General features: G+C 65.0%; 22 protein-coding genes. 7 read left to right on the top strand and 15 right to left on the bottom strand.

The genetic code is table 11. The features are described from left to right. Window positions 1–32 precede the first annotated feature (32 nt). Entirely contained in the window at window positions 33–317 is a 285-nt protein-coding gene (locus KVX96_RS17140; protein ID WP_261196060.1) for an ArsR/SmtB family transcription factor, read from the top strand. 233 nt (window positions 318–550) lie between these two features. Continuing rightward, window positions 551–2,302 (top strand): sugar phosphorylase, encoded by a 1,752-nt coding sequence (locus KVX96_RS17135; RefSeq protein WP_261195991.1) that lies wholly within the window; start codon window positions 551–553, stop codon window positions 2,300–2,302. On the opposite strand, the gene KVX96_RS17130 is transcribed toward KVX96_RS17135, so the two are convergent. The 6 genes from KVX96_RS17130 to KVX96_RS17105 form a co-directional block, all read right to left on the bottom strand. Continuing rightward, on the bottom strand, window positions 2,299–3,519 hold the full coding sequence (locus KVX96_RS17130) for a glycosyl transferase (protein WP_261195990.1): 1,221 nt from the start codon (window positions 3,517–3,519) through the stop codon (window positions 2,299–2,301). The two genes, KVX96_RS17135 and KVX96_RS17130, sit on opposite strands and share 4 nt — an antisense overlap. Then, complete coding sequence (locus KVX96_RS17125) at window positions 3,512–4,318, bottom strand: HAD-IIB family hydrolase (RefSeq protein WP_261195989.1); 807 nt, start codon at window positions 4,316–4,318, stop codon at window positions 3,512–3,514. The genes KVX96_RS17130 and KVX96_RS17125 overlap by 8 nt, the downstream gene beginning before the upstream one ends. A gap of 139 nt (window positions 4,319–4,457) precedes the next feature. Beyond that, window positions 4,458–5,093, bottom strand: a complete 636-nt coding sequence (locus KVX96_RS17120) for an AAA family ATPase (protein WP_261195988.1) — start codon at window positions 5,091–5,093, stop codon at window positions 4,458–4,460. Continuing rightward, complete coding sequence (locus KVX96_RS17115) at window positions 5,090–5,866, bottom strand: ATP-binding cassette domain-containing protein (protein WP_261196059.1); 777 nt, start codon at window positions 5,864–5,866, stop codon at window positions 5,090–5,092. Before KVX96_RS17115 ends, KVX96_RS17120 begins: the two co-directional genes overlap by 4 nt. Before the next feature lie 2 nt (window positions 5,867–5,868). Next, on the bottom strand, window positions 5,869–6,933 hold the full coding sequence (locus KVX96_RS17110; protein ID WP_261195987.1) for an ABC transporter permease: 1,065 nt from the start codon (window positions 6,931–6,933) through the stop codon (window positions 5,869–5,871). 114 nt (window positions 6,934–7,047) lie between these two features. Continuing rightward, a complete protein-coding gene (locus KVX96_RS17105; protein WP_261196058.1) occupies window positions 7,048–8,073 on the bottom strand; it encodes a sugar ABC transporter substrate-binding protein in 1,026 nt (341 codons plus the stop codon). Between the two features lie 172 nt (window positions 8,074–8,245). Between KVX96_RS17105 and KVX96_RS17100 the strand changes: the two genes are divergently transcribed. After that, the gene (locus KVX96_RS17100) at window positions 8,246–9,466 is read left to right on the top strand and encodes an ROK family transcriptional regulator (protein WP_261195986.1); all 1,221 of its coding nucleotides are present in this window, start codon (window positions 8,246–8,248) and stop codon (window positions 9,464–9,466) included. Window positions 9,467–9,696: 230 nt separating this feature from the next. On the opposite strand, the gene KVX96_RS17095 is transcribed toward KVX96_RS17100, so the two are convergent. The 3 genes from KVX96_RS17095 to KVX96_RS17085 form a co-directional block, all read right to left on the bottom strand. After that, entirely contained in the window at window positions 9,697–10,962 is a 1,266-nt protein-coding gene (locus KVX96_RS17095; RefSeq protein ID WP_261195984.1) for an ABC transporter permease, read from the bottom strand. Then, entirely contained in the window at window positions 10,959–11,735 is a 777-nt protein-coding gene (locus KVX96_RS17090) for a taurine ABC transporter ATP-binding protein (RefSeq protein ID WP_261196057.1), read from the bottom strand. Before KVX96_RS17090 ends, KVX96_RS17095 begins: the two co-directional genes overlap by 4 nt. A gap of 133 nt (window positions 11,736–11,868) precedes the next feature. Further along, complete coding sequence (locus tag KVX96_RS17085) at window positions 11,869–12,867, bottom strand: ABC transporter substrate-binding protein (RefSeq protein WP_261195983.1); 999 nt, start codon at window positions 12,865–12,867, stop codon at window positions 11,869–11,871. 442 nt (window positions 12,868–13,309) lie between these two features. Here KVX96_RS17085 and KVX96_RS17080 point away from each other — a divergent pair, with 442 nt between their 5' ends. The 3 genes from KVX96_RS17080 to xsc all read left to right on the top strand — a co-directional run bounded on the left by KVX96_RS17080 (window position 13,310) and on the right by xsc (window position 18,240). Further along, the gene (locus KVX96_RS17080; RefSeq protein ID WP_261195981.1) at window positions 13,310–14,716 is read left to right on the top strand and encodes an aspartate aminotransferase family protein; all 1,407 of its coding nucleotides are present in this window, start codon (window positions 13,310–13,312) and stop codon (window positions 14,714–14,716) included. Between the two features lie 177 nt (window positions 14,717–14,893). After that, window positions 14,894–16,324, top strand: a complete 1,431-nt coding sequence (locus KVX96_RS17075) for a PLP-dependent aminotransferase family protein (RefSeq protein WP_261196056.1) — start codon at window positions 14,894–14,896, stop codon at window positions 16,322–16,324. A gap of 134 nt (window positions 16,325–16,458) precedes the next feature. Then, window positions 16,459–18,240, top strand: a complete 1,782-nt coding sequence (gene xsc / locus KVX96_RS17070; RefSeq protein ID WP_261195979.1) for a sulfoacetaldehyde acetyltransferase — start codon at window positions 16,459–16,461, stop codon at window positions 18,238–18,240. 37 nt (window positions 18,241–18,277) lie between these two features. Here the strand turns inward: xsc and KVX96_RS17065 are convergent, their stop codons facing one another. Then, the gene (locus KVX96_RS17065) at window positions 18,278–19,147 is read right to left on the bottom strand and encodes a phosphate acyltransferase (protein ID WP_261195978.1); all 870 of its coding nucleotides are present in this window, start codon (window positions 19,145–19,147) and stop codon (window positions 18,278–18,280) included. Window positions 19,148–19,178: 31 nt separating this feature from the next. Between KVX96_RS17065 and KVX96_RS17060 the strand changes: the two genes are divergently transcribed. Next, window positions 19,179–20,312, top strand: coding sequence for a citrate/2-methylcitrate synthase (locus tag KVX96_RS17060; RefSeq protein ID WP_261195977.1), 1,134 nt, complete (start codon window positions 19,179–19,181; stop codon window positions 20,310–20,312). Between the two features lie 72 nt (window positions 20,313–20,384). Here the strand turns inward: KVX96_RS17060 and KVX96_RS17055 are convergent, their stop codons facing one another. The 5 genes from KVX96_RS17055 to KVX96_RS17035 form a co-directional block, all read right to left on the bottom strand. Continuing rightward, window positions 20,385–21,221: a GNAT family N-acetyltransferase gene (locus tag KVX96_RS17055; protein ID WP_261195976.1), complete on the bottom strand. Its 837-nt coding sequence runs from the start codon at window positions 21,219–21,221 to the stop codon at window positions 20,385–20,387. Between the two features lie 23 nt (window positions 21,222–21,244). Beyond that, window positions 21,245–22,384 (bottom strand): fumarylacetoacetate hydrolase family protein, encoded by a 1,140-nt coding sequence (locus KVX96_RS17050; RefSeq protein WP_261195975.1) that lies wholly within the window; start codon window positions 22,382–22,384, stop codon window positions 21,245–21,247. Next, window positions 22,377–23,540: a Gfo/Idh/MocA family protein gene (locus KVX96_RS17045; RefSeq protein ID WP_261195974.1), complete on the bottom strand. Its 1,164-nt coding sequence runs from the start codon at window positions 23,538–23,540 to the stop codon at window positions 22,377–22,379. Before KVX96_RS17045 ends, KVX96_RS17050 begins: the two co-directional genes overlap by 8 nt. Before the next feature lie 40 nt (window positions 23,541–23,580). Beyond that, complete coding sequence (locus KVX96_RS17040; RefSeq protein WP_261195973.1) at window positions 23,581–24,633, bottom strand: sugar phosphate isomerase/epimerase family protein; 1,053 nt, start codon at window positions 24,631–24,633, stop codon at window positions 23,581–23,583. A 125-nt stretch (window positions 24,634–24,758) separates the two neighbouring features. After that, the gene (locus tag KVX96_RS17035) at window positions 24,759–25,772 is read right to left on the bottom strand and encodes a LacI family DNA-binding transcriptional regulator (RefSeq protein ID WP_261195972.1); all 1,014 of its coding nucleotides are present in this window, start codon (window positions 25,770–25,772) and stop codon (window positions 24,759–24,761) included. Window positions 25,773–25,825 lie beyond the last annotated feature (53 nt).

Here is a 25,825-nt window from a genome sequence, read left to right as displayed (position 1 = left end):
CTGAGGCGGCACCCGATGTGGATGTCGCCACCATGCAAACCCAGGCCCAACAGGCCGCTGCCCTCCTCAAGGCGCTCTCCCACGAGGGCCGCCTGATGATCCTGTGCAACCTGGTGGAAGGGGAAAAATCCGTCTCCGAACTGGAAGAACGCCTCGGCAGCCGCCAGGCCGCGGTCAGCCAGCAACTCGCCCGCCTGCGGCAGGACGGCATGGTGCAGACCCGCCGCGAGGGCAAGGCGATCTACTATTCGCTCGCCGACGACCGCGCCCGCCGCACGGTCGAGCTGATGTACCAAATGTTCTGCAGCCAGGGCTGAAGGAGATTTCTGCGAGGCTCTGCCTCGCGCTCCGGGATATTTCAGCCAAGCTGAAGGGGCCCCACTTTGTTCTGTTAAATATCTCGGGGGAGTCGGGCCGTGAGGCCCGGCGGGGCAGAGCCCCCTCTTTCCCGGTTTCGGAAGTTTCGGCGGAAAACGCCTTGTCAAAACCGGTTTCATTGGAAAGGCTTGGCCCTGTCCCGCCCCCAGATGACAGAGCCAACCGCCCCGCCATGACCGACGCCAGCGCCTCGTTTTCCACCAAGATCGCCACGCTCATCCGCCGCGTTTATCCAGATGTGGACGCCGACATCCTTGCCTCCAAGATCGTGGAGGCCTTCTGGCCGGAAGGCAGTAGCCGGCGCAAGCGGGGGCGCAAGCCGGGCAACAACCTCTGGAGCGAGAAGGACGCGCTGCTGATCACCTATGGCAATTCGGTGGTCGACGGCGCGCATAAGCCGCTCGATATCCTGCGCGATTTTCTCGACACCTACATGCAGGGCACCGTGAACGGCGTGCATATCCTGCCCTTCTTCCCCTACACCTCGGACGATGGTTTTGCCGTAACTGACTATCGCGCAGTGAACCCCATTCTGGGCGACTGGCCCGACATCAACCGCATCGGGGCAGATTTCAAGCTGATGAGCGATCTGGTGCTCAACCATGTTTCGAGCCAGAGCCATTGGTTCAACAGCTACCTGCAGGGCCATGCGCCCTATGACGGCTTCTTCTTCGAAGCGAGCCCGGAAGATGATCTGTCCGACGTCGTGCGCCCGCGCACCCACCCCCTGCTGCGCGAAGTGGAGACGGCAAACGGCCCGCGACATGTCTGGTGCACGTTCAGCCACGACCAGGTGGATCTGGATTTCCGCAACCCGGAGGTCTTGCTGGAATTCCTGCGCATCATGCGCCTGCATATCGACAATGGGGTGCGCATCATCCGGCTCGATGCCGTGGCCTTCCTCTGGAAGGAGGCCGGGACGCCCTCGATCCACCTGCCGCAGACCCATGCCATCGTGCAGCTGATGCGGCTTCTGTGCGATTACGCCACCGAAACCGTGGTGCTGCTGACCGAAACCAATGTGCCCAACGCCGAGAACCTTTCCTATTTCGGCAACCGCAACGAGGCCCATGCGGTGTACAACTTCACCCTGCCGCCGCTGGTGCTGCACGCCATGCTGTCGGGCACCGCGCGCTATCTGAACCGCTGGCAGGTGACGATGCCGCCCGCGCAGCTGGGTTGTGCGTATCTCAACTTCACCGCCTCCCATGATGGCATCGGCATGCGCCCCGCCGAAGGCGTGTTGCCGGAGGAAGAGAAGCAGAAGGTCATCGGTTCGGTGAAGGCCTTCGGCGGCAAGCTGAACATGCGCGCGCTGCCCGGCGGGGGTGAGGCACCCTATGAGCTGAACATCACCTTCTTTGACGCCATGAAGGGCACCTTTGCGGGCGAGGATAATCTGCAGATCGCGCGCTTCCTTGCCAGCCAGACCATCGTCATGGCGCTGGAGGGCATCCCGGCTTTCTACATCCATTCCGTCACCGCCTGCCACAATGATCTGGAGGCGGTGGAGAAGACGGGCCAGAACCGCTCCATCAACCGCCATCGCTGGGATTACCCCACCTTGCGCGAAAAGCTCGACGATCCCGACACGCCACAGGCGCAGGTGATGAACGGGCTGCGCGAGCGCATCCGCATCCGCTGCGCGCAATCGGCCTTCCACCCCAATGCCACGCAGTTCACCCTGCAACTGGACGAACGGCTTTTTGGCGTCTGGCGGCAGAGCCTTGATCGCGATCAATCCATTTTCGCGCTGCACAATGTGAGCGCCGAAACGGTGGAGGTCTCGCCCTTTGCGATCAACCTGATCGAGGGCGAGGATTGGGTGGACCTGCTTTCAGGCGAGCGCATTTCGGCGGAAGGCGGCGATATTGCCTTCGCGCCCTATCAGTGCCGCTGGATCACCAACCGCCGCAAAACCTAGCCGAACTCCGCCTCATCTGCGGCCACGGCTGCGCGCATGTCGCGCATCAGGTCGGGGTCGGCGGCATGGACGCGGTTCCACGTCGGGATGAAAGGCGTTTCGGCCGGGTTTTCGAGGAAGACCTGCCCGGCCTGCACGATGTTCTGGGCAAAAAGCTCGATGCTGCGCTCTTCGAGGTGGCGGTCAATCGTGAGCCCGTTCATCTTGGCGTCGGAATAATAGCACTCCAGCAGATCCAGCGCGGAGCGGTAGTAGGTGGCTTTCAGGGAGCGGAAGATCTCCTCCGAGAACACCGTGCCATCGGCGGCGAGCTTGCGAAAGATCGCCTTGCAGATGTCCACCGACATGCGCGACAGCCCGGTGGAGGCGTCCTCTTCGCTCAGGGGCTGGTGCTTGTGGTCGTAATTGTCGGAGATTTCCACCTGACACACGGATTTCGGCGCGAGGTTGCGCCAGGCTTCCGAGAGCACGCCGATCTCGAGCCCCCAGTCCGACGGAATGCGCAGATCGGGGAGGATGCCCGTGCGCATGGCGAACTCGCCGGAGAGCGGGTAGCGGAAGGTGCGCAAGTAATCGAGGTAGTCGCGATCCCCGATCACGCGCTTGAGCGCGATCAGGATCGGCGAGACAAGCAGGCGGCTCACGCGGCCGTTCATCTTGTCTTCACCCACCCGTGCATAATAGCCCTTGGCCACCTGATAGGGGAAATTCGGATTGGCCACCGGGTAGACAAGGCGCGCCAGCATCTCGCGCTCGTAGGTGAGGATGTCGCAATCGTGGATGGCGGCCACGGCGGTGTCCTGGCAGGCGATGGTGTAGCCGAGGCAGAACCAGACGTTGCGGCCCTTGCCGCGTTCGCCGGGGTTCAGGCCGAGTGCTTCCAGTCGGGCGCTGATCGCCTGCATGCGGGGGCTGTCGTTCCAGATCACCACGTGGTTCTGCGGCAGCCGGCTGAAGAACTGGCGCGCGTGGCGGTATTGGGCGGCGTCGGCGCGGTCCAGCCCGATGACGATGCGGTGCAGATAGCTGACGTGGGAGAGCTCGTCGAGGATATGGGGCAGCGCCGCGCCTTCCAACTCGGAAAAGAGCGAGGGCAGGATCAGCCCGATGTGGCGGCTTTGGGCGAAGCTCGCAAGCTCGGCCTCCAGCGCACCGGGTGCCTGGGTGCGCAGGTTGTGGAGCGTGGCAACATTGCCGTTCTGGTGGAAGTCAGCCATCGATGGCTCCTTTCGGCTCTAGGCCGGTTTGATCAAGGATCTGGTGAATGGCCGCGTTCCAGCCTTCGGGGCCGGGGGCCGTGGGGCGCAACACCTTGCCTTGCGCTTCGGTCTTCAAAGGGGGCAGTGGCGCACGGGCCGGGTTGGCGATGATGGCGGCGACGTCCGCCGCTTCGAGCATCTCGCGATCATTGGGCGCATCGCCCAGCGCGATAACGCGGGGCGAACCGTAGCCCGCGCGGATCTCGGCCATGCGATCAGCCTTGGTGGCCCCGTAGGAGAGCGTCAGGAAGCGTCCGCCTTCGCGGGCGTGAATGCCGAGGGTTTGGAGGTGGCTGAGGAACGTGGCGCGGGCCTCGTCGCTGCCCGTCCAAAGGCCCGGCTCGGAGAACTGACGCCGCGCCGCGAGCGCTGCATTGGCCAAGGGAAGGCCCGTGAGCGCCGAGATACCTTCGGACGTGAGATCGCCGAAGCCAGTGAAGCATGCGCGCAAGGCGCTGGGGAGCGTTTCAAGATCGGCGCGCAGCTTGGCATAGACGTCACCGGAAGACGTGGCCTTAGCCCCCGGTGCCAGTAGCCCTGCGCCGTTCTCGACGATGGCCGGGCAGGCTTTTAGGCCAAGCGACGTGCGCAGGGGGGCGATTTCGGCGGCGGTTTTGCTGGAGGCCATGACAACCGGCACGCCCAGCGCCGCGAGGCGGGCGAGCGCAGGAGCGGCGGGACTGGCGTCATAGGTTTCGTGATCCAGCAGGGTGCCGTCGAGATCGGTGAACACGAGGAATGGCGGGGGCGGCGGCATCGGATCCGGTGCGGTTGTTTACCCGGTGATGTTAGCGCCCGCAGCGGGGCGATGGCAGCGTCTGGTGCAGAAACGCCCGAAACTTTTCGCAATTTCTGCCCGGTCCCAGTGCATATGCCTGAAAATTGTGCGCGAACCTCTAGCGCGCGAGAATACCGTCCACCAGCTCCAGGTCGGCCTTCTGCGAAGCCGTGACCACGAGTTGCGCGTTGGGCAGATCGTTTCCGGCTGTCTTGGCCTCGGCCTGAGCCGGCCCAAGGCCAAAGCCTTCCCAGCGCGCCATGAGCCGCTGCTGCAGCGTCACCATGTCCACGCGCAGGAAGACGGACATATCGACCATCTGCTTCAGATCGCGCCAGCCGGGCTGATCCAGCAGCAGGTAATTGCCTTCCAGCAGCACGATCTTCTGCTCCGGCATCACGCAGCCCGCCGCCGCGCGGGACAGATCGGCGGCGCGGTCAAACACCGGGTAGTAGACCGGCGCGCGCGGGTTGCCGAGACGCACGATCAGATCGCGCAGCCCAGCCAGATCGAACGTATGCGGCGCGCCCTTGCGGGGCCGCCAGCCCTGTGCGTCGAGAAGCGCATTATCCAGGTGAAACCCGTCCATCGGCACGACGCAGGCATTAGCACCCAGCCGCGCGCCGATGGCTTCGGCCAGCGTGGATTTACCCGAGCCGGGCGGCCCAGCGATGGCCACGACGAAACGGGCACGCCCCTGCGCGCGCGCCGCGATCGCCTCCGCGGCCTGCCGGGCCCCGAGCTCAAGGCTCATGCCGCCGCCACTTCGGCAGGCGGCTCTTTCGCGCCCGTCATGAAGGCCACGGCGTCGGACATGGTGTAATCCTTCGGATCGACCACGCAGAGCCTGCGCCCCAGCCGGTGCACATGGATGCGGTCCGCCACCTCGAAGACATGGGGCATGTTGTGGCTGATCAGGATGATCGGGATGCCACGCGATTTCACGTCGAGGATCAGCTCCAGCACCCGGCGGCTTTCCTTCACGCCGAGCGCCGCGGTGGGTTCATCAAGGATGATCACCTTGGAGCCGAAGGCCGCTGCCCGCGCCACCGCAACCCCCTGCCGCTGCCCGCCTGAGAGCGTCTCCACCGCCTGGTTGATGTTCTGGATCGTCATCAGCCCCAGCTCGCTGAGCTTGTCACGGGCAAAGCGCTCCATCGCGGGTTTGTCGAGCTGGCGCAGGTATTTGCCGCGAAAGCCCGGTTTGCGGATTTCCCGCCCCATGAACATGTTGTCGGTGATCGAGAGCGCGGGCGACATGGCGAGCGTCTGGTAGACGGTCTCGATCCCCGCCGCACGGGCCTCGATGGGGGTGCGGAAGGCCACCTTCTGGCCTTCCAGAAAAACCTCCCCCTCATCCGGGATCACCGCGCCGGAGACAGCCTTGATGAGCGAGGATTTCCCCGCGCCGTTGTCGCCGATTACCGCGAGGATCTCCCCCGGCAGCAGGTCGAAATCGCAATGGTCCAGCGCGGTGACCTTACCATAGCGTTTGACAAGGTTGCGCCCCTTGAGAATGGGTTCCACGCTCATGACGAGACCTCCCGGATCCATTGGTCGACCGCCACGGCGGCAATGATGAGCACCCCGATGAGCAGGAAGGTCCATTGCGGATCCGCCCCGGCCATGCGCAGGCCCAGTTCGAAAACACCCACGATCAGCGCGCCGAAGAAAGCGCCAAGGATCGAGCCGCGCCCGCCGAACAGCGAGATGCCCCCGATCACAACGGCCGTGATGGCCTGAATGTTGCCGATCACGCCGGTGGTGGCGGAAGGCGACACCGAGCCGAAGCGCCCGATCATCACCCAGCCCGCGAGCGCGCAGATGAAGCCCGCCAGCATGTAGACGCTCATCAGCGTGCCATGCACGTTCACCCCGGCCAGCTGCGCGGCTTCGGGATCATCGCCCACGGCATAGACATGCCGCCCCCAGGCGGTGGATTTCAGCGCATAGGCCAGGATCAGCACCAGCAGCACCATGAGCACCACGCCCAGCGTGAAGGTGGCCCCGGCGAATTGCAGCTTCACGCCCATGAATTGCAGGAAAGGGGCCTCGGCCTCGATGTCCTGACTGCGAATGGTTTCATTGGCGGAATAGAGGTAGTTCGCGGCCAGAACGATCTGCCACATGCCGAGCGTCACGATGAAAGGCGGCAGCTTCACGCGGCTCACGAGCCAGCCCGAGACAGCGCCAAGCGCCGTGCCGACGCCAAGGCCGATCACCACCGAAACCGGGGCCGGCACGCCGTAGCGGAAGGTGAACTGCCCCATGATCACGCTTGTCAGCACCGCGATGGCACCAACCGAAAGATCGATGCCCGCAGTGAGGATGATGAGCGTCTGCGCGGCGGCCAGCACGCCCACGATCTGCACCTGCTGCAGGATCAGCGTCAGCGCGAAGGGCGACAGGAAGCGCGAGCCCAGCAGCAGGCCGAAGCCGATCACCGCCGCGACCAGAACGATCAGCGGCACGAGGGCGGGATTGCTGTGAAGCGCGTTGTGGAAATGGCCCAAGAGGCCCTTCTTGTGATCTTCGAACGAGGCAACCTCACCCGCGCGGCTGGCGGCTGTCTCGTAATTGTCGGACTCCGACATATCTCCTCCTTGCCCCTGCTCAGGGCATGAAAAAAGGGGTGGGATGCGTGGCCCACCCCCTCATTCAAACTGTGGGTGCAATGCGCCCGACCGGTCAAGCCGGGCGCGAAGGGCTTAGCCCCAGCAGAGGTCCATGCCTTCTTTCACCGAGATGGAGTCCACACCGTCGGCGGGCTTGTCCGTCACCAGCGCGACGCCGGTGTCGAAGAAATCCTTACCGTCGGTGGCGGCAGGTTTGGTGCCGTCCTTGGCCCAGGCCGCGATGGCTTCGATGCCGAGGGAGGCCATCAGCAGCGGGTATTGCTGCGAGGTGGCCCCGATCACGCCGTCGGCCACGTTCTGCACGCCGGGGCAACCACCATCGACGGAGACGATGAGCACGTCGTTCTCGCGGCCGATGGATTTCAGCGCTTCATAAGCGCCAGCCGCGGCCGGTTCGTTGATGGTGTGCACCACGTTGATCGAGGGATCCTTGGCCAGCAGGTTTTCCATCGCGCGGCGGCCGCCTTCCTCGTTACCGGCTGTCACGTCGGAGCCGACGATACGCGGATCGTCTTCATCGCCGATCACGTTCGGGTCGGCCAAATCGATGCCGAAACCTTGCAGGAAGCCCTGGTTGCGCAGCACGTCCACCGTGGGCTGGGACACGGCCAGATCGAGCGTTGCGATGCGGGCGTTGGCCACACCCTCTTCGCCCAGCGTTGCGGCGGCCCATTTGCCGATCAGCTCGCCAGCAAGGAAGTTGTCGGTCGCGAAGGTCATATCGGCAGAGTCGATGGGCTCCAGCGGGGTGTCGAGCGCGATCACGAGGATGCCTGCGTCACGGGCCTGTTTCACCACCGGCACGATGGAGGCGGTGTCAGAGGCGGTCAGCAGGATGCCCTTTGCGCCGTTGGCGATGCAGGTTTCGATGGCCTGCACTTGTGTTTCATGGTCGCCGTCGACCTTGCCGGCGTAGCTGTTGAGCGCGATGCCCAGCTCTTCGGCCTTGGCGGTCGCGCCTTCGCGCATTTTCACGAAGAAGGGGTTGGTATCGGTTTTGGTGATGAGGCAGGCGCTCACGCTGTGGCCGTCCGCGAAGGCGGGGGCGGCGGACAGGGCGATGGCGGCAACAGCGCTGCCGAAAAGGCTCTTACGAATGGTCATCTGAGTTTCCTCCCTAGAACTCTGAAATGTGCCCGTCAGCCCCTCCACGGGCCGGGCGACGCGATCAAAACACACGGATTCTCTCCCCCTGTCAATAAATAAATCAAGTTGATTTATCTATCGAGACGATTGACAATCATCCTGTGGGACCGGAGGAGGCACTCCCATGGAACAAGACAACCCGACAAGCGAGGCCCCGGCGGCCGGCGTGACGATCTCAACCCTTCGGGGCGGGGCCAATGCTGCGCGGGTGCGCGAGCACAACGAGCGGCTCGTGCTCTCGCTGATCCGCCGCCATGAGACGCTTTCCCGCGCCGAGGTGGCGCGGCTGAGCGGGCTTTCCGCCCAGACGGTGACGGTGATCATGCGTGCGCTGGAGGAGGAGGGCCTTCTGCTGCGCGGCGCGCCGGTGAAAGGCAAGGTGGGCCAACCGTCGATCCCGATGCGGCTGAACCCGGACGGAGCGTTTTCGATCGGGCTGAAGGTCGGGCGGCGGAGTGCGGATCTGGTGCTGGTGGATTTCCTCGGCCACGAGCTGCAGCGCCGACGGATCGCCTACAAGAACCCGCGCACGACTGACATCGTGCGCTTTGCGGCGGAGGTCTCGGCGGCGATGCTGGAGACCCTGCCCGCAAAATCGCGCTCCCGCTGCGCGGGGATCGGCATCGCGACGCCGTTCGAGCTGTGGAACTGGGGCGCGCAGGTGGGGGCCTCGCCGGAGGATATGGCCGCTTGGCGCGGCTTTGATCTGGCGGGCGAGATCGAGGCGGCCACCGGCCTGCCCACCCATCTGCAGAACGACGCCACCGCCGCCTGCGGCGCGGAGCTTGCGCTGGGGCGGGGGCGGGAGTTCGAGAATTACTGCTACTTTTTCATCGGCTTTTTCATCGGCGGCGGCATCGTGCTCAACAACGCCATTTTCGAGGGGCCTACGGGCAACGCCGGGGCGATGGGCGCGATGCCCCTGCCCGGCCGCGGCCCCGGCTATACCGCGCTCTTGGACGAAACCTCGCTCTTCACGTTGGAGAACCGCCTGCGCGCGGCGGGCAGCGACCCTTCCGTGCTCTGGGAACACCCGGACAGCTGGGGCGATCTGGGCCCGCTGGTGACGGAATGGGAAGATCTGGTGGCCGAGAACCTCGCCATGGCAGCGGCCTCCATCAGCGCGGTGATCGATTTCCCGACCATCGTGGTGGACGGCGGCTTTCCGGGCGAAGTGCGCGACAGGATAGCGGCCAAGGCAAACGCCCGCTTTCAGGCGCTCGGCCTGCGCGGCCTCAGCCCGCTTGAGATCGCCCCCGGCACCATCGGCCCCAACGCGCCCTCCATGGGCGGGGCGATCCTGCCGATCCTGTCACGGTTTTTCATCACACAGGCGGGGATTTAGAGCGGTATCGAGCCAGATCCCAAACGAAAACTTCATTCGACAAGGGCAGCCCTGGACCGCCGGGTGGGGGCAAAAGCCGCCGCGTCGTGCCATAGGCACGCCTCCGGCGTAGGGGGGGGCGGTCGGGGGCTGCCCGGCGTACCGCCGGGCAAAAGCGCAGATTTCGGAAAGTTTTTAATAAAACCGGCGCATGTAGCGCCGGCCTTCTTAACATCGTCAGGCGAAACGGATCAGGACTGCCCCTTCCACGGCACGAGGTATTCCTCCGCCTTGCGCATCAGAATATCGATGCCAAAGCCGATCACGCCGATCAGGATGATCCCCATGATCACGATGTCCGTCAGCTGGAATTTGGACGCAGCCACGATCATCTTGCCTGCGCCCATCTCGGCGGCCACAAGCTCTGCCGCCACAACTGTGCCCCAACAGACGCCCATCGCCACCCGTGCGCCGGTGAAGATCTCCGGCAGCGAGTTTGGCACGATCACCTGCGTCAGGATCTGCCGCTTGGAGGCCCCGAGCGAATAGGCCGCGTGCACCTTGGAGATGTTCACGCCCGACACCCCGGCCCGCGCGGCGATCGTCATGATCCAGAGCGCTGCAAGGAAGAGCAGCACGATCTTGCCGGTTTCCCCGATGCCGAACCAGATGATCACGAGCGGGATCAGCGCCAGCGGCGGCACCGGGCGCATGAATTCCACGATCGGATCAAACCAGCCGCGGAACCAGCCCGAAAGCCCCATCGCGTAGCCGAGCGGGATGCCCACAAGGCTGCCCAGCACGAAGCCCGCGATCACGCGGAACAGCGACCAGCCAAGATGCTGCAGCAGGGTGATGCCCTGATAACCCTCGCCGAAGATCTCGATGAAGCGCGACCAGACGGCCTCTGGCGCGGGCATCCAGATCGGTTCCATCTGCATGCCCTTGGAGGGGGTGAAATTCAGCGAGCCCTTGGCCGTGAGGAACACCGTACCATCGGCCACTTTCACGGTTTCCTCAGAGGCAATCGGCTGGCCATCAATCGCGATCACACCGTAGCCCTCCTGATCGCCGCCCTCATCGTTGCGGATCACCCGCACGAGGCCCGAGCGCCACGCGCCGATCTTGGCACCGTCATCCTTGGCAAAGCCGTCGCCGCCGCCGCTTGCGGGCTCCTCGGCTTCCTCGCCCACTTTGAAGACATTCACCGTCACCGTGGCATCATCCGTCTGCCCGGCCGCGTTCTGGGCGGTATAGGTGAAGCTGGTTTCGCCTAGGAAGGGCCCCGGCACATGGATCGGCACCAGCTTGGAGCCAGTGAAGGCCCCCCAGATTAGGAAGATCGCGACAACCGAAATCACCGAGGCAATCCTGTCGGCATGCACAGCACTTTCATCGCCGAAGGTCACGGTCTTCAGGCTGGTGTAATCCACCGCCTTGCGCATGCCGCCCCGGATCAGTTTCACCACCACGAAGGCGGCAAGGAAAATCGCAACATAGATCAGCAGGATCGTCATTGTGCTGCCTCCGTGCGGCCCATGATCTCTTCTTCCATTTCCCAGATCATCGAGAGGATCTCGTCCCGCGTTTCGGCAAAGCCTTCGCTGCGCTTCACGTCCCGCAGATCCGCGCCCACGCCGCGGTCGGCGAAGGGCAGATTGTATTCCTTGTGGATGCGCCCCGGGCGCGGGGCCATCACGAGCAGGCGTTCGCCCAGCAGCAGCGCCTCTTCCACGGAGTGGGTGATCAGGATCACAGTCTTGCCGCTCTCTTTCCAGAGTTTCAGCACAAGCGCCTGCATCTTCTCCCGCGTGAGCGCATCGAGCGCGCCCAGCGGTTCGTCCATCAGGATCACGTCGGGCTCATTGGCAAGGCAGCGGGCCAGGGCCACACGCTGCTGCATCCCGCCCGAAAGTTCATAAACCGCCTTTTCCTTGAAGTCCTGCAGACCCACGATGTCGAGCAGGTGGTCGGTGATCTCGTCGCGTTCCTTCTTGGCCATCCCCTTCATGCGGGGGCCGAAGTCGACGTTCTTGCGCACGTTCATCCACTCAAACAACGCGCCCTTCTGAAACACCATGCCGCGTTCCGGCCCCGGGCCATGCACCGGCGTGCCGTGCAGGCGGATCTCGCCCTCCGTCGGCGCAAGGAAGCCCGCAACGATGTTGAGAAGCGTCGTCTTCCCGCAGCCCGAAGGCCCGAGCACCGACATGATCTCGCCTTCCTTGATGTCCAGCGACACGTTCTTCAGCGCCTGAACGGAGGTTCCGTTCGGCAGATCGAAACGCATCGAAATATTGTCGATCGACAGACCCACTCTGCTATCCTTCCCGGCTTTCCCTGATCGTCTGGAAACTCTCTGTGGAAAGGGGGCCACGAGGTCTTGCCCCGCAGCCCCCTCCTGTTCTGTCACGCGGGTGCGCTTACATGCCCTTGGCGGACATCAGCGGGCCGGTGTTCACGGCTGCGTCGTAGCTGTCAAGCGCGCTGGGGATGCTGCCGGCTTCCACGAAGACGCCCGCGACGCCCGACATGAAGGCCTGCGCCCCGCCGCCGAGCCATTTCTCGCCCATCTGGTCTTCCACGCTGGGGAAGACGAAGGTGGCCATCGTCTCGGCCGTGGCGTCCTCATCCATACCGGCGTCCTTGGCGATGACCGGGAGCATCTCGGCGGTGTTCTCGCCGGAGTTCCACATGGCGTTCATATCCGCCGTCACCTTCAGGAACTTGGCCAGAAGCTCCGGCTCTTCCGAGACGAAGTTCGCAGGTGCGCTCGTCACGTCGAAGACGAGGATGCCCAGCTCTTCCTTCTCGGCGCCGGTCAGCAGCACGTTGCCATGCTCCTTCATGCGGCGCAGCGCACCGCCCCAGCCGCAGACCATATCGAGGCTGCCCTGTGCGAAAGCGGCCGCGCCATCGGGCGGCGCCATGTCCACGATTTCCATCGTGCCGATGTCCACGCCGAAGTGGGACATCTGCTTCAGGAAGCCATAGTGAGCCGCGGTGCCGATCGGCACGCCGACCTTCTTGCCGGCCAGCTCGCCCGCGCTGTCCTTGTCGATTTCAAGCGCGTCGGCCACGACGCAGTTGTCGTTCTCCGAGTAGCTCACCGCCACGTCGACAACCTGGATGTCCTGACCGGCGGAAGCGGCCACGACGAAGGGCGGCACGCCTTGGGATACGGAGATCTGCACGTCGCCGGAGGCCATGGCTGCCGACATCGCGGTGCCGGCGTCAAAGGACACCCAGTTCACCTTCACGCCCAGCGCTTCGTCATAAAGCCCGGTGGCCTTGGCGTATTGGAACGGCATCGGCCATTCGAGGAAATAGGCCACCGTGATCTCGTCGGCGGCATGAGCCTGCACGGCACCGAGGGCGGCAATCCCGGCAACAGAACCGATCAGCTTAGATTTCAATGTCATTCTTTTCTCCCGTGTTGGTCGCCGCCTTTGCGGCTGTGCTATCCCCCAGGGCCTGTTTGGCGTTTTCGCCTTGTTCTGGGACCCAAGCGATGCGGCCACCGGGGCATATCCACCGGTTGGCGCAAGGGAAGCGTAAAAAAACCCTCTCACCAGTCAACGTTTAGTTTCCCGCGCGGTAAATACTCCGGGCCAGCGATCGCCTTTCGATCCGTGCCATCTGGCCCGCAATTCCCTTGTTTCGCTAAGGCGTTAGGGCACAGAGCGACCTGCTTTGGCCTCCGACGCGCCCCATTCTGGCATCAAAGCCGGGGCAATACTGGCCCTATGGGTGCGCAGGGATGTCCCACAAATTGACGCCAGATCAGGCAGCCTGCGAAACCGGATTCGCAGGGCTGCCGCGTAACGGCTCCACAGAGCCTTCTGACCAGCAAGGTGCCCCGCCATGAACGCCAATTTCCAGTCCAATGACCTCGGCGAAGTCATCGAAGCCGACCGCGCCCACCTGTGGCATCACCTGATCCAGCACAAGCCCTTCGAGACGATCGATCCGCGCATCATCGTGGAAGGCAAGGGGATGCGCGTCTGGGACGCCACCGGCAAGGAGCATCTGGACGCCGTTTCCGGCGGAGTCTGGACGGTGAACGTCGGCTATGGCCGCGAGAGCATTGCCGATGCGGTCCGCGACCAGCTGGTGAAGATGAACTACTTCGCCAATTCCGCAGGCTCCATCCCGGGCTCGCTCTTCGCGAAGAAGCTGATCGAGAAGATGCCCGGCATGAGCCGCGTCTACTACGTGAACTCGGGCTCGGAGGCCAACGAGAAGGCCTTCAAGATGATCCGCCAGATCGCGCATAAGAAATACGGCGGCAAGAAAACCAAGATCCTCTACCGCCACCGCGATTACCACGGCTCCACGCTGGCCGCGATGTCGGCAGGCGGGCAGGACGAGCGCAACGCGCAATACGGCCCCTTCGCCCCGGATTTCATCCGCGTGCCCCATTGCCTTGAGTATCGCAAGGAAGAGCTTGGCCTCGGCCATCTCTCCGGTGCCGAATTCGGCCGCGCCGCTGCCGATCTGATCGAAGAGGTGATCCTGCGCGAAGGCCCCGAAACCGTGGGCGGGCTCTGCCTTGAGCCGGTGACGGCAGGTGGCGGCGTGATCACCCCGCCGGAAGGCTATTGGGAGCGCGTGCAGGAAATCTGCGAAAAATACGACATTCTTCTCCACATCGACGAGGTCGTCTGCGGCGTGGGCCGCACCGGTGAGTGGTTCGGCTACCAGCACTACGGCATCAAGCCCGATTTCGTGACCATGGCGAAGGGTGTGGCCTCGGGCTACGCCGCCATCGCCTGCTGCGTTACGACGGAGAAGGTGTTTGACATGTTCAAGGAAGATGCCAGCGATCCGATGGGCTACTTCCGCGATATTTCCACCTTCGGCGGCTGCACGGCCGGCCCAGCGGCGGCGCTCGAGAACATGCGCATCATCGAGGATGAGGGCCTGCTGGAAAACACCACGAAGATGGGCGCGCGCCTTCTGGCCAATCTTGAAGCGCTGAAAGCCAAACACGCCGTCATCGGCGATGTGCGCGGCAAGGGGCTGTTTGCGGGGGCCGAACTGGTGGCGGACCGCAACACCAAGCAGCCGCTGGACGAGAAGCTCTGCCAGGCCGTGGTGGCCGATTGCATGGCGCAGGGCGTCATCATCGGCGTCACCAACCGCAGCCTGCCCGGCTTCAACAACACCCTCTGCTTCAGCCCGGCGCTGATCTGCACTGCGCAGGACATCGACGACATCACCGAGGCCGTCGACAAGGCGCTGACGAAGGTCATGGACCAGCACGGCTAACGGAGGTTTTCCCAAGGCGCGCCACTCTCCTCCGGCGCGCCCGACTGCACGCCGCCCCAGTTGGCCTCTGGCCTGATCCGGGGCGGCGTGATACATCCAGATCTCCACCCGCTTAATGCCAGATGGAGCTCTGACTTGCCCGCGATTCCCGCCGAAACGCTCTTCCTCGATCCCCGCATGGAAGGCACGCTCCAGCAGCAGATCCAGCAAATGGTGGCGCAGGGCATCCTGTCGGGCCGCTTCCAGCCCGGCGAGAAGATGCCCTCCTCCCGCAAACTGGCCCAGCAGCTCGGCGTGAGCCGGATCACGGTGACGCTCGCCTATACCGAGCTGATGGCGGATGATTACCTCACCTCGCGCGGGCGCTCCGGCTATTTCGTGTCTGATAACGCCCCCACGACGCCGCAGTTCGAGCCGCCCCGGCAGGCCCCGGCCCGCGCCGTGGACTGGACCCGCGCGCTGGGGCAGCGCTTCGCCGGCGCGCCCAGCCTGCGGCGGCCCGAGAACTGGCGGCAGTTCCGATTTCCCTTCATCTACGGCCAGACGGACCCGACGCTGTTTGACCACCAGAACTGGCGGCTCTGCGCGGTAAAAGCCCTTGGCCAGCGCGATTTCGAGGCGCTGACGGCGGATTACTACGAGCGCGACGATCCCCAGCTGATCGAATTCATCGCCCGCCACACGCTTCCCCGCCGGGGCATCGTGGCCCGCCCCGAAGAGATCCTCGTGACGATGGGCGCGCAGAACGCGCTCTGGCTCGCCGCGCAGGTGCTGCTGAATCAGCGCCGCACCGTGGCGATGGAAAACCCCTGCTACCCCGGCCTGCGCAACGCGCTCGCGCAGACCCGCTGCATCACCCACCCCGTGGACATCGACGCCGACGGCCTGCCGCCCGAGGCCCTGCCCGATGAGCTGGACGTCGTGTTCACCACCCCGAGCCACCATTGCCCCACGGCGGTGACGATGCCGCTGGAGCGCCGCCAGCGGCTGATCGACATGGCCTCGGAACGTGATTTCATGATCGTGGAGGATGATTATGAATTCGAAATGTCCTTCCTCAAAGCCCCCTCGCCCGCGCTGAAGAGCATGGATCGCGATGGTCGCGTGATCTACGTCGGCTCCTTCTCCAAATCGCTGTTTCCGGGCCTCCGGCTGGGCTATCTGGTGGGGGCAGAACCTTTCATCCGTGAGGCGCGCGCCTTGCGCGCCGCCATCCTGCGCCACCCGCCGGGCCACATCCAGCGCACCGCCGCCTATTTCCTCTCGCTCGGCCATTACGACAGCCTGATCCGCCGCATGGGCCGCGCCTACCACGAACGCCGCACCGTGATGGAGGAAGCCATCCATGCCCACGGGTTGAGAATCGCCGGGGCCAATGCCTTTGGCGGCTCCTCTTTCTGGATGGAAGCGCCAGAAGGCGTAGACACCGGCGTGCTGGCACAGGAATTGCGGGCCGAAAGCGTGCTGATCGAGCCGGGCTCCTCGATGTTCCTGCAGGAGAACCCGCCAACGCGGTTCTACAGGCTCGGCTATTCCTCCATTGCCGCCAGCCGTATCCCCGAAGGAATCGCCCGCATCGCCGCCGCGATAGACCGTGCCACCGGCTGATCGCCGCTGGCCTTAACCCACCCAACCAACTGGCCCTAACGCCGACCCGCCGCAGGCGATAGGTTCACGCACAACGCCGCAGGCCCGCCCGCGCGCGGCCCCTCCAGATTTCCTCATGAGCGGAGACATCGACCATGAAAATGACGACCGAAGAAGCTTTCGTCAAAACCCTCCAGATGCATGGCATCGAACACGCCTTCGGGATCATCGGCTCCGCGATGATGCCGATCTCCGATCTGTTCCCGAAGGCCGGGATCATGTTCTGGGATTGCGCCCATGAAGGCAGCGCCGGGATGATGGCCGACGGTTTTACCCGCGCCTCCGGCAAGATGAGCATGATGATCGCCCAGAACGGCCCCGGCATCACCAACTTCGTGACGGCCGTGAAAACCGCCTACTGGAACCACACACCACTGCTGCTCGTCACCCCGCAGGCCGCCAACAAGACGATCGGCCAGGGCGGTTTCCAGGAAGTGGAGCAGATGAAGCTCTTCGAGGATATGGTCGCCTATCAGGAAGAGGTCCGCGATCCGACCCGCATCTGCGAGGTGCTGAACCGTGTGATCATGCAGGCCAAACGCGCCTCGGCCCCGGCGCAGATCAACGTGCCGCGCGATTTCTGGACGCAGGTGGTCGACATCAACCTGCCCGCCGTGGTGGAGTTTGAACGCCCCGCAGGCGGCGAAGGCGCCGTGGCACAGGCCGCCGCGCTGCTCTCTGAGGCCCGCAACCCGGTGATCCTGAACGGCGCGGGCGTGGTGCTTTCTGCCGGTGGTATCGAGGCCTCCAAGGCGCTCGCCGAACGGCTCGATGCGCCCGTCTGCGTCGGCTACCAGCACAACGATGCCTTCCCCGGCTCCCATCCGCTCTTTGCCGGCCCGCTGGGCTACAATGGCTCCAAGGCCGGGATGGAGTTGATCAAGGAGGCCGACGTGGTGCTCTGCCTCGGCACGCGGCTCAACCCTTTCTCCACCCTGCCGGGCTACGGTATGGAATACTGGCCTGCAGATGCCAAGATCATCCAGGTGGACATCAACCCGGACCGTATCGGCCTGACGAAAACCGTTACCGTTGGCATCGTCGGCGATGCGGCGAAAGTAGCGAAAGGCATCCTCGCCCAGCTCTCCGGCACCGCGGGCGATGAGGGCCGCGACGCCCGCAAGGCCAAGATCGCCGAGACGAAATCCCGCTGGGCGCAGCAGCTTTCCGGCATGGACCATGAGGACGATGATCCCGGCACCACCTGGAACGAGCGCGCCCGCGCTGACAAGCCCGACTGGATGAGCCCCCGCATGGCCTGGCGGGCGATCCAGTCCGCGCTGCCCAAGGAGGCGATCATCTCGTCGGACATCGGCAACAACTGCGCCATCGGCAACGCCTACCCCTCCTTCGAGGTGGGCCGCAAATACCTCGCGCCGGGCCTCTTCGGCCCCTGCGGCTATGGCCTGCCCGCCATCGTCGGAGCGAAGATCGCCTGCCCGGACGTGCCGGTTGTCGGCTTCGCCGGGGACGGCGCTTTCGGCATCGCGGTGAACGAGCTCACCGCCATCGGGCGCGGCGAATGGCCCGCCATCACCCAGATCGTCTTCCGCAACTACCAATGGGGCGCGGAGAAGCGCAACTCCACGCTCTGGTTTGACGACAATTTCGTCGGCACCGAACTGGACGAGCAGGTCTCCTACGCCGGGATCGCCAAGGCCTGCGGGCTGAAAGGCGTGATCGCGCGCACGATGGACGAGCTGACGGACGCCCTGAACACCGCGATCAAGGATCAGATGGACCACGGCAAGACGACGCTCATTGAAGCCATGATCAACCAGGAACTGGGCGAGCCCTTCCGCCGCGACGCGATGAAGAAGCCCGTCGCCGTGGCCGGTATCTCCGCCGCCGACATGCGCCCCCAGAAAGGCGCGTAACATGGCAGACCCGCGCGGGACATGCCCCGCGCGGGGCCTATTGGGCGAGCGCCAGCGTCACGGCGGTGGCCGCCACGATATCTTCCACGCTTGCGCCCCGGCTCAGATCGCAGACCGGTTTGGCAAAGCCCTGCAACAGCGGCCCCAGCGCCTGCGCGCCGGCCAATTCCTGCGCCAGCTTGTAGGCGATGTTGCCCGCATCGAGCGACGGGAAGATGAAGACATTGGGCGCACCGGCCTCAATGCCCTTGCGCGCCGCGATCGCCGGGTTCAGCGCCGCATCGGCCTGCACCGGGCCGATCGCCATGAGCCCGCGCGCCTGCGCGGCTTCCGTGGCCGCGCGCACCCGTTCCACGCTTTCTCCGGCGCCCGACGCCAGCGTGGAGAAGGAGAGGAAGGCCAGCTCCGCACGCCCCAGAAGTGCCGTGGCGGTGGCCGCCGAGGCGGACGCGATATCGGCAAGGCCTGCCGCATCCGGGTCCACGTTCAGGGCGCAATCGGCAAAAATCGCCTCGCGCCCGTCGGGAAAGCGCATCAGGAAACAGGAGGAGGGCAGCGAAAGCCCCTCGGCCATGCCGATGGCGAACTGCGCCGCCTCGATCACCCGCCGCGTGGGGCTCGCCGCCCCGGCCACCAGCGCCTCGGCCTCCCCGCAGGCCACCATCGCAGCCGCCCGCACCAGCGGTTTCTCCAAAAGCCGCCGCGCGAAGGCCTCCTTGCCGGGGCGCTGCTTCAGGATCGCGGCGACATGGGCCTCGCTGGGCTCAGCCAGCGGCACCGGCACCGCCAGCCCTTCGGCCAGAAGCCGCTCCGCCGCCTGCGCGATGCGCGAGTCCTCGGCTTCCGGCAAGATCACCCGGGCCTGCCGTGCGCGGGCCAATTCGTAAACGTTTTCAAGTACAGACATGCAGCCTCCCATGGGCTGAAAGGATGAAGAGATGAGCGACACCGTCAAGATCAATCGCGGCCTGAAAGGCATCTATTTCGAACGCTCCGGCGTGAGCCATATCGACGGCGCGGCGGGCTCGCTCACCTATCGCGGCTACTCGATTCACGATCTCGCCACCCATTCCACCTTCGAGGAAGTCGCCTACCTGCTGATCTACGGCGAGCTGCCCACCGCAGCAGAGCTCGCCGCCTTCAGCACGCGCCTCATCGCCGCCCGCACCCTGCCGGAAGAGATCCACACCATCATCGCCGCCACGAAACACGGTCACCCGATGGACGTGCTGCGCACCGCGGTCTCCGCCCTTGCAGCGCTTGAGCCTGCAAGCCAGCAGGTGGGCGAAGAGGCCTTCATCGAGAACGGCATCCGCCTCACCGCGCAGGTGCCGATGATCGTCGCCGCCCATGAGGCGATCCGCAATGGCCGCACCCCTGTCGCGCCGGATCCAACCCTCAGCCATGCCGCCAACTGGCTTTGGATGCTGAAAGGCGAAAAGCCCAGCGCCGAGGCCGCTCGGCTTGCCGATGTGGATTTCATCCTCCACGCCGAACATGGCTCCAACGCCTCCTCCTTCGCCGCCCGTGTTACCGTCGGGACAGAAGCCAACCTGCACGGTGCCATCACCACCGCGCTGGCCACCCTCGCCGGCCCCGCCCATGGTGGCGCGGCGGAAGACGTGATGAAGATGGTCGCCGAGATCGGCACACCGGAAAACGCCGCCGCCTATGTGAAAGCCAAACGCGCCAACCGCGAGGCCGTCACCGGCTTCGGCCACCGCGTCTACCGCGCCGAAGATCCCCGCGCCCGCCACATGCGCGCAGGCGTCAAGGCACTGTCTGAGGAGATGGGCCAGCCCGAATGGTACGAGATCCTGCAAGCCGTGGTCGAGGCGATGCAGCCCTACGCCCGCCACGGGCTCAATGTGAACGTCGATTTCTACTCCGGCGTCATCTACCAACTGCACGGCATCCCGATGGATCTCTACGTGCCGATCTTCGCCATCGGCCGCGTGCCCGGTTGGGTGATCCAATGCATCGAGCAACAGCGCCAGAACATCCTGCTGCGCCCGCTCACGCTCTACAACGGCCCCGAGGAACGCCCTTACATCCCCATGGAAAACCGCTGACCCTTTCCTCTCGCTCCAAATTCCTCGGGGGGAGTCCTTGCAAAGGACGGGGGGCAGAGCCCCCCTCCCCCTTCAGCCAAATTCGAAACTCATGACACCGTAGAGCCGCGCCAGATCCTCTTTCGGGGCCCGCCCGCGATACATCCGGGCGGTTTCAAACACCGGTTCCATCCCGAGCCGTTCCGCCATGGCCGCAGCCGCCGCATTGGGCATCGGCACATCCAGAAACACAGGCCCCGCGGCGCCACTCGCAAGGCTCAGAAACAGCGTTTCCGCCAGATCGGGGCTGTCCGCCATCAACGGGCCGATCTTGGTGCCCTCACGGCAGGGCCGCGCCACGCCCCAACCGGCGCAGCGCGCGCCGTTCATCAGCATCAGGGAGCGGGCCTCTGGCTGGGCGAGCCAGGCCTGAAGATAGGTGCTGCGGGAAAAGCCCGTGACCTCCGTGTCCAACCCGTGCACGGCGTCCACGCGGGCCGTCACGGCGTCCAGCGCCGGGGCTTCTGGCAGCTGCGTGGGACCGATCGCGAAACGTGTGTTGGCATGAGCATAGGCGAAGCCGGAAGCGCGGTAGTTTTCCTGCTGGGCCACCACGCCATCAAGCCCCACTGTCGCCCCGTCCAGCCGTGGCAGGGCGGCCTGCCAGAGCGCCAGCCCGTGCCCCCGCCCGCGCAAATCGGGGCGGCAGATGTAGAAGCCCAGAAAGCCAAACCCCGCGCTGTGCCGCGCGACCGAGATCACCGCCGCCAGCGCGCCTTCCACAAAGCAGCCCACGAAGGCCCCCGGATCGGCGGCATGGAAGGTCTGCGCATCATGGAGGCCGGGGTTCCAGCCCTCCGCCGCCGCCCACTCCACGGCCAGCGTCACTTCGTCTGCCGTCAATGTCCGAAACTCGCGCGTCACCGCCATGCCTGCCGCCTCCCTGAAAGGCCCTAAAGCAGCCCCCGGCCCGCAAGATACCCCATCAGGCTGCGGACACCAAAGGTCCAGGGCGCGCAATCGGTGGAGAGCCGCACCCGGTTGCGCAGGGCGCCCAGCCCCGGCGCGGAAATCTCAACAACATCGCCGATCTTGTGGGTAAAGCCTTCGCCCGGCGCGTCGCGATCCTCGGTCGGCGCAAAGAGCGTGCCGAGGAACAGCATCAGACCGTCCGGATACTGGTGATGCCGCCCGATCGTCTGGGCCACCAGATCTTCCGGATCACGGCTGATCTCCTTCATCGAGGAATGGCCGCGCAGCACGTAACCGTCCTCACCCGTCACCACCATGTCCAGCTCCGCCGCGCGCACGTTATCAAGCGTGAAGCCCGCATCAAACAGGCGGATCATCGGCCCGATGGCGCAGGAGGCGTTGTTGTCCTTCGCCTTCGACAGCAGCAGCGCCGAGCGCCCTTCGACGTCCCGCAGGTTCACGTCGTTGCCAAGGCAGGCCCCCAAAATGCGCCCCTTGGAGGAGACAGCCAGCACCACCTCCGGCTCCGGGTTGTTCCAGGCCGAGATCGGGTGCAGCCCTACATCGGCCCCATGACCCATCGAAGACAGCACCTGCGCCTTGGAGAAAACCTCTGCATCCGGGCCGATGCCGACCTCCAAATATTGGGACCACAGCCCCTCCCGGATCAGCGCGGCTTTCACCTTCGCGGCCTCTTCCGAGCCCGCCCGGATGTTGCGCAGGGAATCGCCAATAGCCGCCCCGACGCGGGCGCGGATCGCCTCGGCCTTGGCCGGATCGCCTGCCGCCTGCTCCTCGATCACCCGTTCCACCATGGAGCGCGCGAAGGTCACGCCGCAGGCCTTCACCGCCTGCAGATCGCAGGGGGCGAGCAGATGGGTTTGGGTAAAATCGCCAACCGGCGCGGCCTCTATGTCGGCCCACGCGCCCAGATCCTCGCCCTCTGCTTCGCGCAGGTAGACGGCGGGATCCTCCATCTCGCAGATGTCGCGCACGGTGGGGGCAGCGCGGCTGGTGATGTCCAGCACGCGGCCTGCCCGCAGGGTGATGACGCCCGGCCCGCCGAGATCAGCGCGCCAGACGCGGCCCAGCCAGAGGCCGTTTTCGGGAAGATCAGCCAAAGCTCACCCAAGCCGCATTGCGGCTCGACGAGCGCACGCAGGCGTCCACGAATTGCACGCCCTCAAGCCCGTCCTGAACCGTCGGATAGATCGTGCCCGCCGGGGCGGCGTCCCCGCTGCGGGCCGCGATGATGGCGGCGGCGGCTTCGGAATAGACGTTGGCGAAACCTTCCAGATAGCCCTCCGGGTGGCCCGGCGGCACGCGGGTGAGCCGGTTTCCGGCCTCCGAGGCCCCGGCCCCGCCGCGCGTGATCAGGCGTTTGGGCTCGCCGAAGGGCGTGAACCATAGCTCGTTGGGGTTCTCCTGCCCCCACTCAAGCCCGCCCTTGGTGCCGTAGATGCGCAGGCGCAGCCCGTTTTCGTTGCCCGGCGCAACCTGCGAGCACCAGAGCATCCCGCGCGCGCCGTTCTCATAGCGCAGCAGTACGTGGCCGTTGTCGTCCACCTGACGGCCCGGCACGAAGCTTTGCAGATCAGCGGCAAGGCTTTCGACCTTCAGCCCGGACACGAAGCGCGCGAGATTATAGGCGTGGGTGCCGATGTCGCCCGTGGCGCCGCCCACACCGCTGCGCGCCGGATCGGTGCGCCAGTCGGCCTGTTTGTTCTCCACATGCTCGGTGAGCCAATCCTGCACGTATTCCACCTGCACGAGGCGGATCTCGCCCAGATCGCCCGCCGCCACCATCTCGCGCGCCTGCCGCATCAGCGGGTAGCCCGTGTAATTGTGGGTCAGGATGAAGAGCGCGTCAGAATTCTCCGCCGCCTTCACCAGCTTCTTGGCGTCGGCGAGGTTGGAGGTCAGCGGCTTGTCGCAGATCACATGGATACCACGGCGCAGGAACTCACGCGCGGCGGTGTAATGGACATGGTTCGGGGTGACGATCGCCACCGCCTCGATGCCGGATTTGATCCGCACCTCGCGCTTGGCCATCTCGGTGAAATCGGAATAGATCCGATCCTCCGCCAGCCCCAGCGCCCGGCCGCTTTCCAGCGCCCGCTCCGGCGTGGAGGACAGCGCCCCCGCGACCAGATCGAACTTGCCATCAAGCCGCGCGGCGATGCGGTGCACGCCACCGATGAAGGCGTCCTTGCCGCCGCCGACCATGCCCAGCCGGATCGGGCCCGCTGTCCCGTCATTGCGCCCTGTGATTGCCATCTGCCTGCTCCTCCCTGAGCTTCGCGCCTGTGCCAGAGCCTTACAGGCCCAGCATCTTCCGGTTCGCTGCTTCGTCCGTGCCGCCATCGGCGAAATCGTCGAACGCGTGTTCGGTGACGCGGATGATGTGATCCTTCACGAATTGCGCCCCCTCCCGCGCCCCGTCCTCGGGGTGCTTGAGCGCGCATTCCCATTCAACCACGGCCCAACCGCCAAAATCATTGGCCGCCATCTTGGCGAAAATCGCGCTGAAGTCGACCTGCCCGTCACCGAGGCTGCGGAAGCGGCCGGCGCGGTCCACCCAGCTCTGGTAGCCGGAATAGACACCCTGCCGCCCCGTCGGGTTGAACTCGGCATCCTTGACGTGGAACATCTTGATCCGGTCCTTGTAGATGTCGATGTTGTCCAGATAATCGAGGCATTGCAGCACGTAGTGGCTGGGGTCGTAGAGCATGTTGCAACGGGCATGGCCGTTCAGCCGCTCAAGGAACATCTCGAAGGTCACGCCATCGTGCAGATCCTCGCCCGGATGGATCTCGTAGCAGACATCCACGCCGTTCTCCTCGGCATGATCCAGAATCGGACGCCAGCGGTGGGCCAGCTCGTCAAAGGCGGTGTCCACAAGGCCCGCCGGGCGCTGCGGCCACGGGTAGACGTAAGGCCAAGCCAGCGCGCCGGAGAAAGTCGCGTGCTCGGAGATACCGAGGTTGCGCGAGGCGGTGAGTGCTTTTTTCACCTGATCCACAGCCCAAGCCTGACGCGCCTTGGGGTTACCACGCACCTCTGGCGCGGCGAAGCCATCAAAGGCGGCATCGTAGGCCGGGTGCACTGCCACGAGTTGGCCCTGAAGGTGGGTCGACAGCTCGGTGATCTGGATGCCGTTGTCGGCGGCCTGCCCCTTGATCTCGTCGCAATAGGCCGTGGACGTCGCGGCCTTTTCCAGATCGAAAAGGCGACCATCCCAGCTGGGGATCTGCACGCCGATGTAGCCGCAATCGGCGGCCCATTTGGTGATCGCATCCCAGCTGTTGAACGGCGCATCATCGCCTGCGAACTGCGCCAGAAACAGCGCAGGACCCTTGATCGTTTTCATGCTGAACCCTCCTCCCAAGGCAACGCCGCCCCTGCTCCTCCCGAGCATTTTTTGGCGTTTTGGGTCAATGTAATCGTTTACTTCGGCAAGCTTTAGTGATTCTCGGCGTTCTGTCTACCGTGTTCTTAGCGCTGCGGTGCGGCGGTGCTGGCGCGGGTGACAAGCGTCACCGGCACGATGTGCAGGAAATCGGGATCCACTTCTGTGGGCTGGCGCAGGCGCGTCAGAAGGGTCTTGGCGGTGATGCGGCCAAGCTCCGCCCTGTCCTGCCGGATGGTGGTGAGCGCGGGGCGGAAATAGGGGGCGAGATCAATGTCGTCGAAGCCGACAACCGAGAGATCCTCGGGGACCCGCACCCCCGCGTCCGACAGGCGCGAGATGAAGCCCATGGCCATCAGATCCGAGGCGCAGAACATCGCCGTCGGGCGCTCTTCCAGCGCGAGATAGGCCTCGGCAGCGGCCGCGCCGGAGGCCAGTTTGAAATCGCCGGGGAAGATCCAGTCGGGCCGCACCTCCATGCCCCGCGCCCTGGCGGCCTCGAAGAAGGCCGCCCGGCGCACATTGGTGAGCACGTTGTGCTCCGGCCCGCAGATATGGCCGATGGAGGTGTGGCCCAGATCGGCCAGATGGTTCACCGCCTGAAACGCACCGGAGCGGTTGTCGGACCGGATCGAGGGGATGCCCGCGCCTTCGGCCCATTCGCAGGCGTAGATCACGAGGTGTTCGTTCGGGGTGCCCTTCACCGAATCGATCGACGCTTTGGGCAGGATGCCATCAAGCACGATCACCCCATCGGCACGGCCGTCCTGAAACACATGCGACAGCGGCGTACCGGCGGGGCCGATGTTGGCGGTGTCCGACACCAGCACGCTGTACTCGGCTTCCGAGAAGACCTGCTCGATCCCTGCGATGATCTGCGAGAAGAACGGGTTGCCGATGTTGGGGATCAGGGTGAGAATCGAGGCGGTGCGTTGCGTGCGCAGGTTCCGCGCCGCGCGATTCACCCGGTAACCCGTTGCGCGGACGGCCTCCAGCACGGCTTTGCGGGTGCGCTCGGACACGACGGCGGGGTTGCTCAGCGTGCGACTCACCGTGGCCGTGGAGACGCCCGCCGCCTTCGCCACATCCTGGATTTTCACCGTTTCCGACACGTGCGCCCCACCCTTTTTTTCAACGCCTGCGGCAGGTTTCT

Source organism: Pseudoruegeria sp. SHC-113, assembly GCF_025376885.1.
GTDB lineage: Bacteria > Pseudomonadota > Alphaproteobacteria > Rhodobacterales > Rhodobacteraceae > Pseudoruegeria.
This window is presented reverse-complemented; position numbering and strand designations above follow the sequence as displayed.

Excerpts from the sequence above, each read along its gene's own strand:
- KVX96_RS17135 (WP_261195991.1), top strand. The coding sequence starts at position 551 with ATGACCGACGCCAGCGCCTCGTTTTCCACCAAGATCGCCACGCTCATC.
- xsc (WP_261195979.1), top strand. The coding sequence starts at position 16,459 with ATGAAAATGACGACCGAAGAAGCTTTCGTCAAAACCCTCCAGATGCAT.
- KVX96_RS17045 (WP_261195974.1), bottom strand. The coding sequence starts at position 23,540 with ATGGCAATCACAGGGCGCAATGACGGGACAGCGGGCCCGATCCGGCTG.
- KVX96_RS17085 (WP_261195983.1), bottom strand. The coding sequence starts at position 12,867 with ATGACATTGAAATCTAAGCTGATCGGTTCTGTTGCCGGGATTGCCGCC.
- KVX96_RS17090 (WP_261196057.1), bottom strand. The coding sequence starts at position 11,735 with ATGCGTTTCGATCTGCCGAACGGAACCTCCGTTCAGGCGCTGAAGAAC.
- KVX96_RS17055 (WP_261195976.1), bottom strand. The coding sequence starts at position 21,221 with ATGGCGGTGACGCGCGAGTTTCGGACATTGACGGCAGACGAAGTGACG.
- KVX96_RS17120 (WP_261195988.1), bottom strand. The coding sequence starts at position 5,093 with ATGAGCCTTGAGCTCGGGGCCCGGCAGGCCGCGGAGGCGATCGCGGCG.
- KVX96_RS17130 (WP_261195990.1), bottom strand. The coding sequence starts at position 3,519 with ATGGCTGACTTCCACCAGAACGGCAATGTTGCCACGCTCCACAACCTG.
- KVX96_RS17060 (WP_261195977.1), top strand. The coding sequence starts at position 19,179 with ATGAGCGACACCGTCAAGATCAATCGCGGCCTGAAAGGCATCTATTTC.
- KVX96_RS17100 (WP_261195986.1), top strand. The coding sequence starts at position 8,246 with ATGGAACAAGACAACCCGACAAGCGAGGCCCCGGCGGCCGGCGTGACG.
- KVX96_RS17080 (WP_261195981.1), top strand. The coding sequence starts at position 13,310 with ATGAACGCCAATTTCCAGTCCAATGACCTCGGCGAAGTCATCGAAGCC.
- KVX96_RS17125 (WP_261195989.1), bottom strand. The coding sequence starts at position 4,318 with ATGCCGCCGCCCCCGCCATTCCTCGTGTTCACCGATCTCGACGGCACC.
- KVX96_RS17040 (WP_261195973.1), bottom strand. The coding sequence starts at position 24,633 with ATGAAAACGATCAAGGGTCCTGCGCTGTTTCTGGCGCAGTTCGCAGGC.
- KVX96_RS17075 (WP_261196056.1), top strand. The coding sequence starts at position 14,894 with ATGGAAGGCACGCTCCAGCAGCAGATCCAGCAAATGGTGGCGCAGGGC.
- KVX96_RS17110 (WP_261195987.1), bottom strand. The coding sequence starts at position 6,933 with ATGTCGGAGTCCGACAATTACGAGACAGCCGCCAGCCGCGCGGGTGAG.
- KVX96_RS17065 (WP_261195978.1), bottom strand. The coding sequence starts at position 19,147 with ATGTCTGTACTTGAAAACGTTTACGAATTGGCCCGCGCACGGCAGGCC.
- KVX96_RS17140 (WP_261196060.1), top strand. The coding sequence starts at position 33 with ATGCAAACCCAGGCCCAACAGGCCGCTGCCCTCCTCAAGGCGCTCTCC.
- KVX96_RS17095 (WP_261195984.1), bottom strand. The coding sequence starts at position 10,962 with ATGACGATCCTGCTGATCTATGTTGCGATTTTCCTTGCCGCCTTCGTG.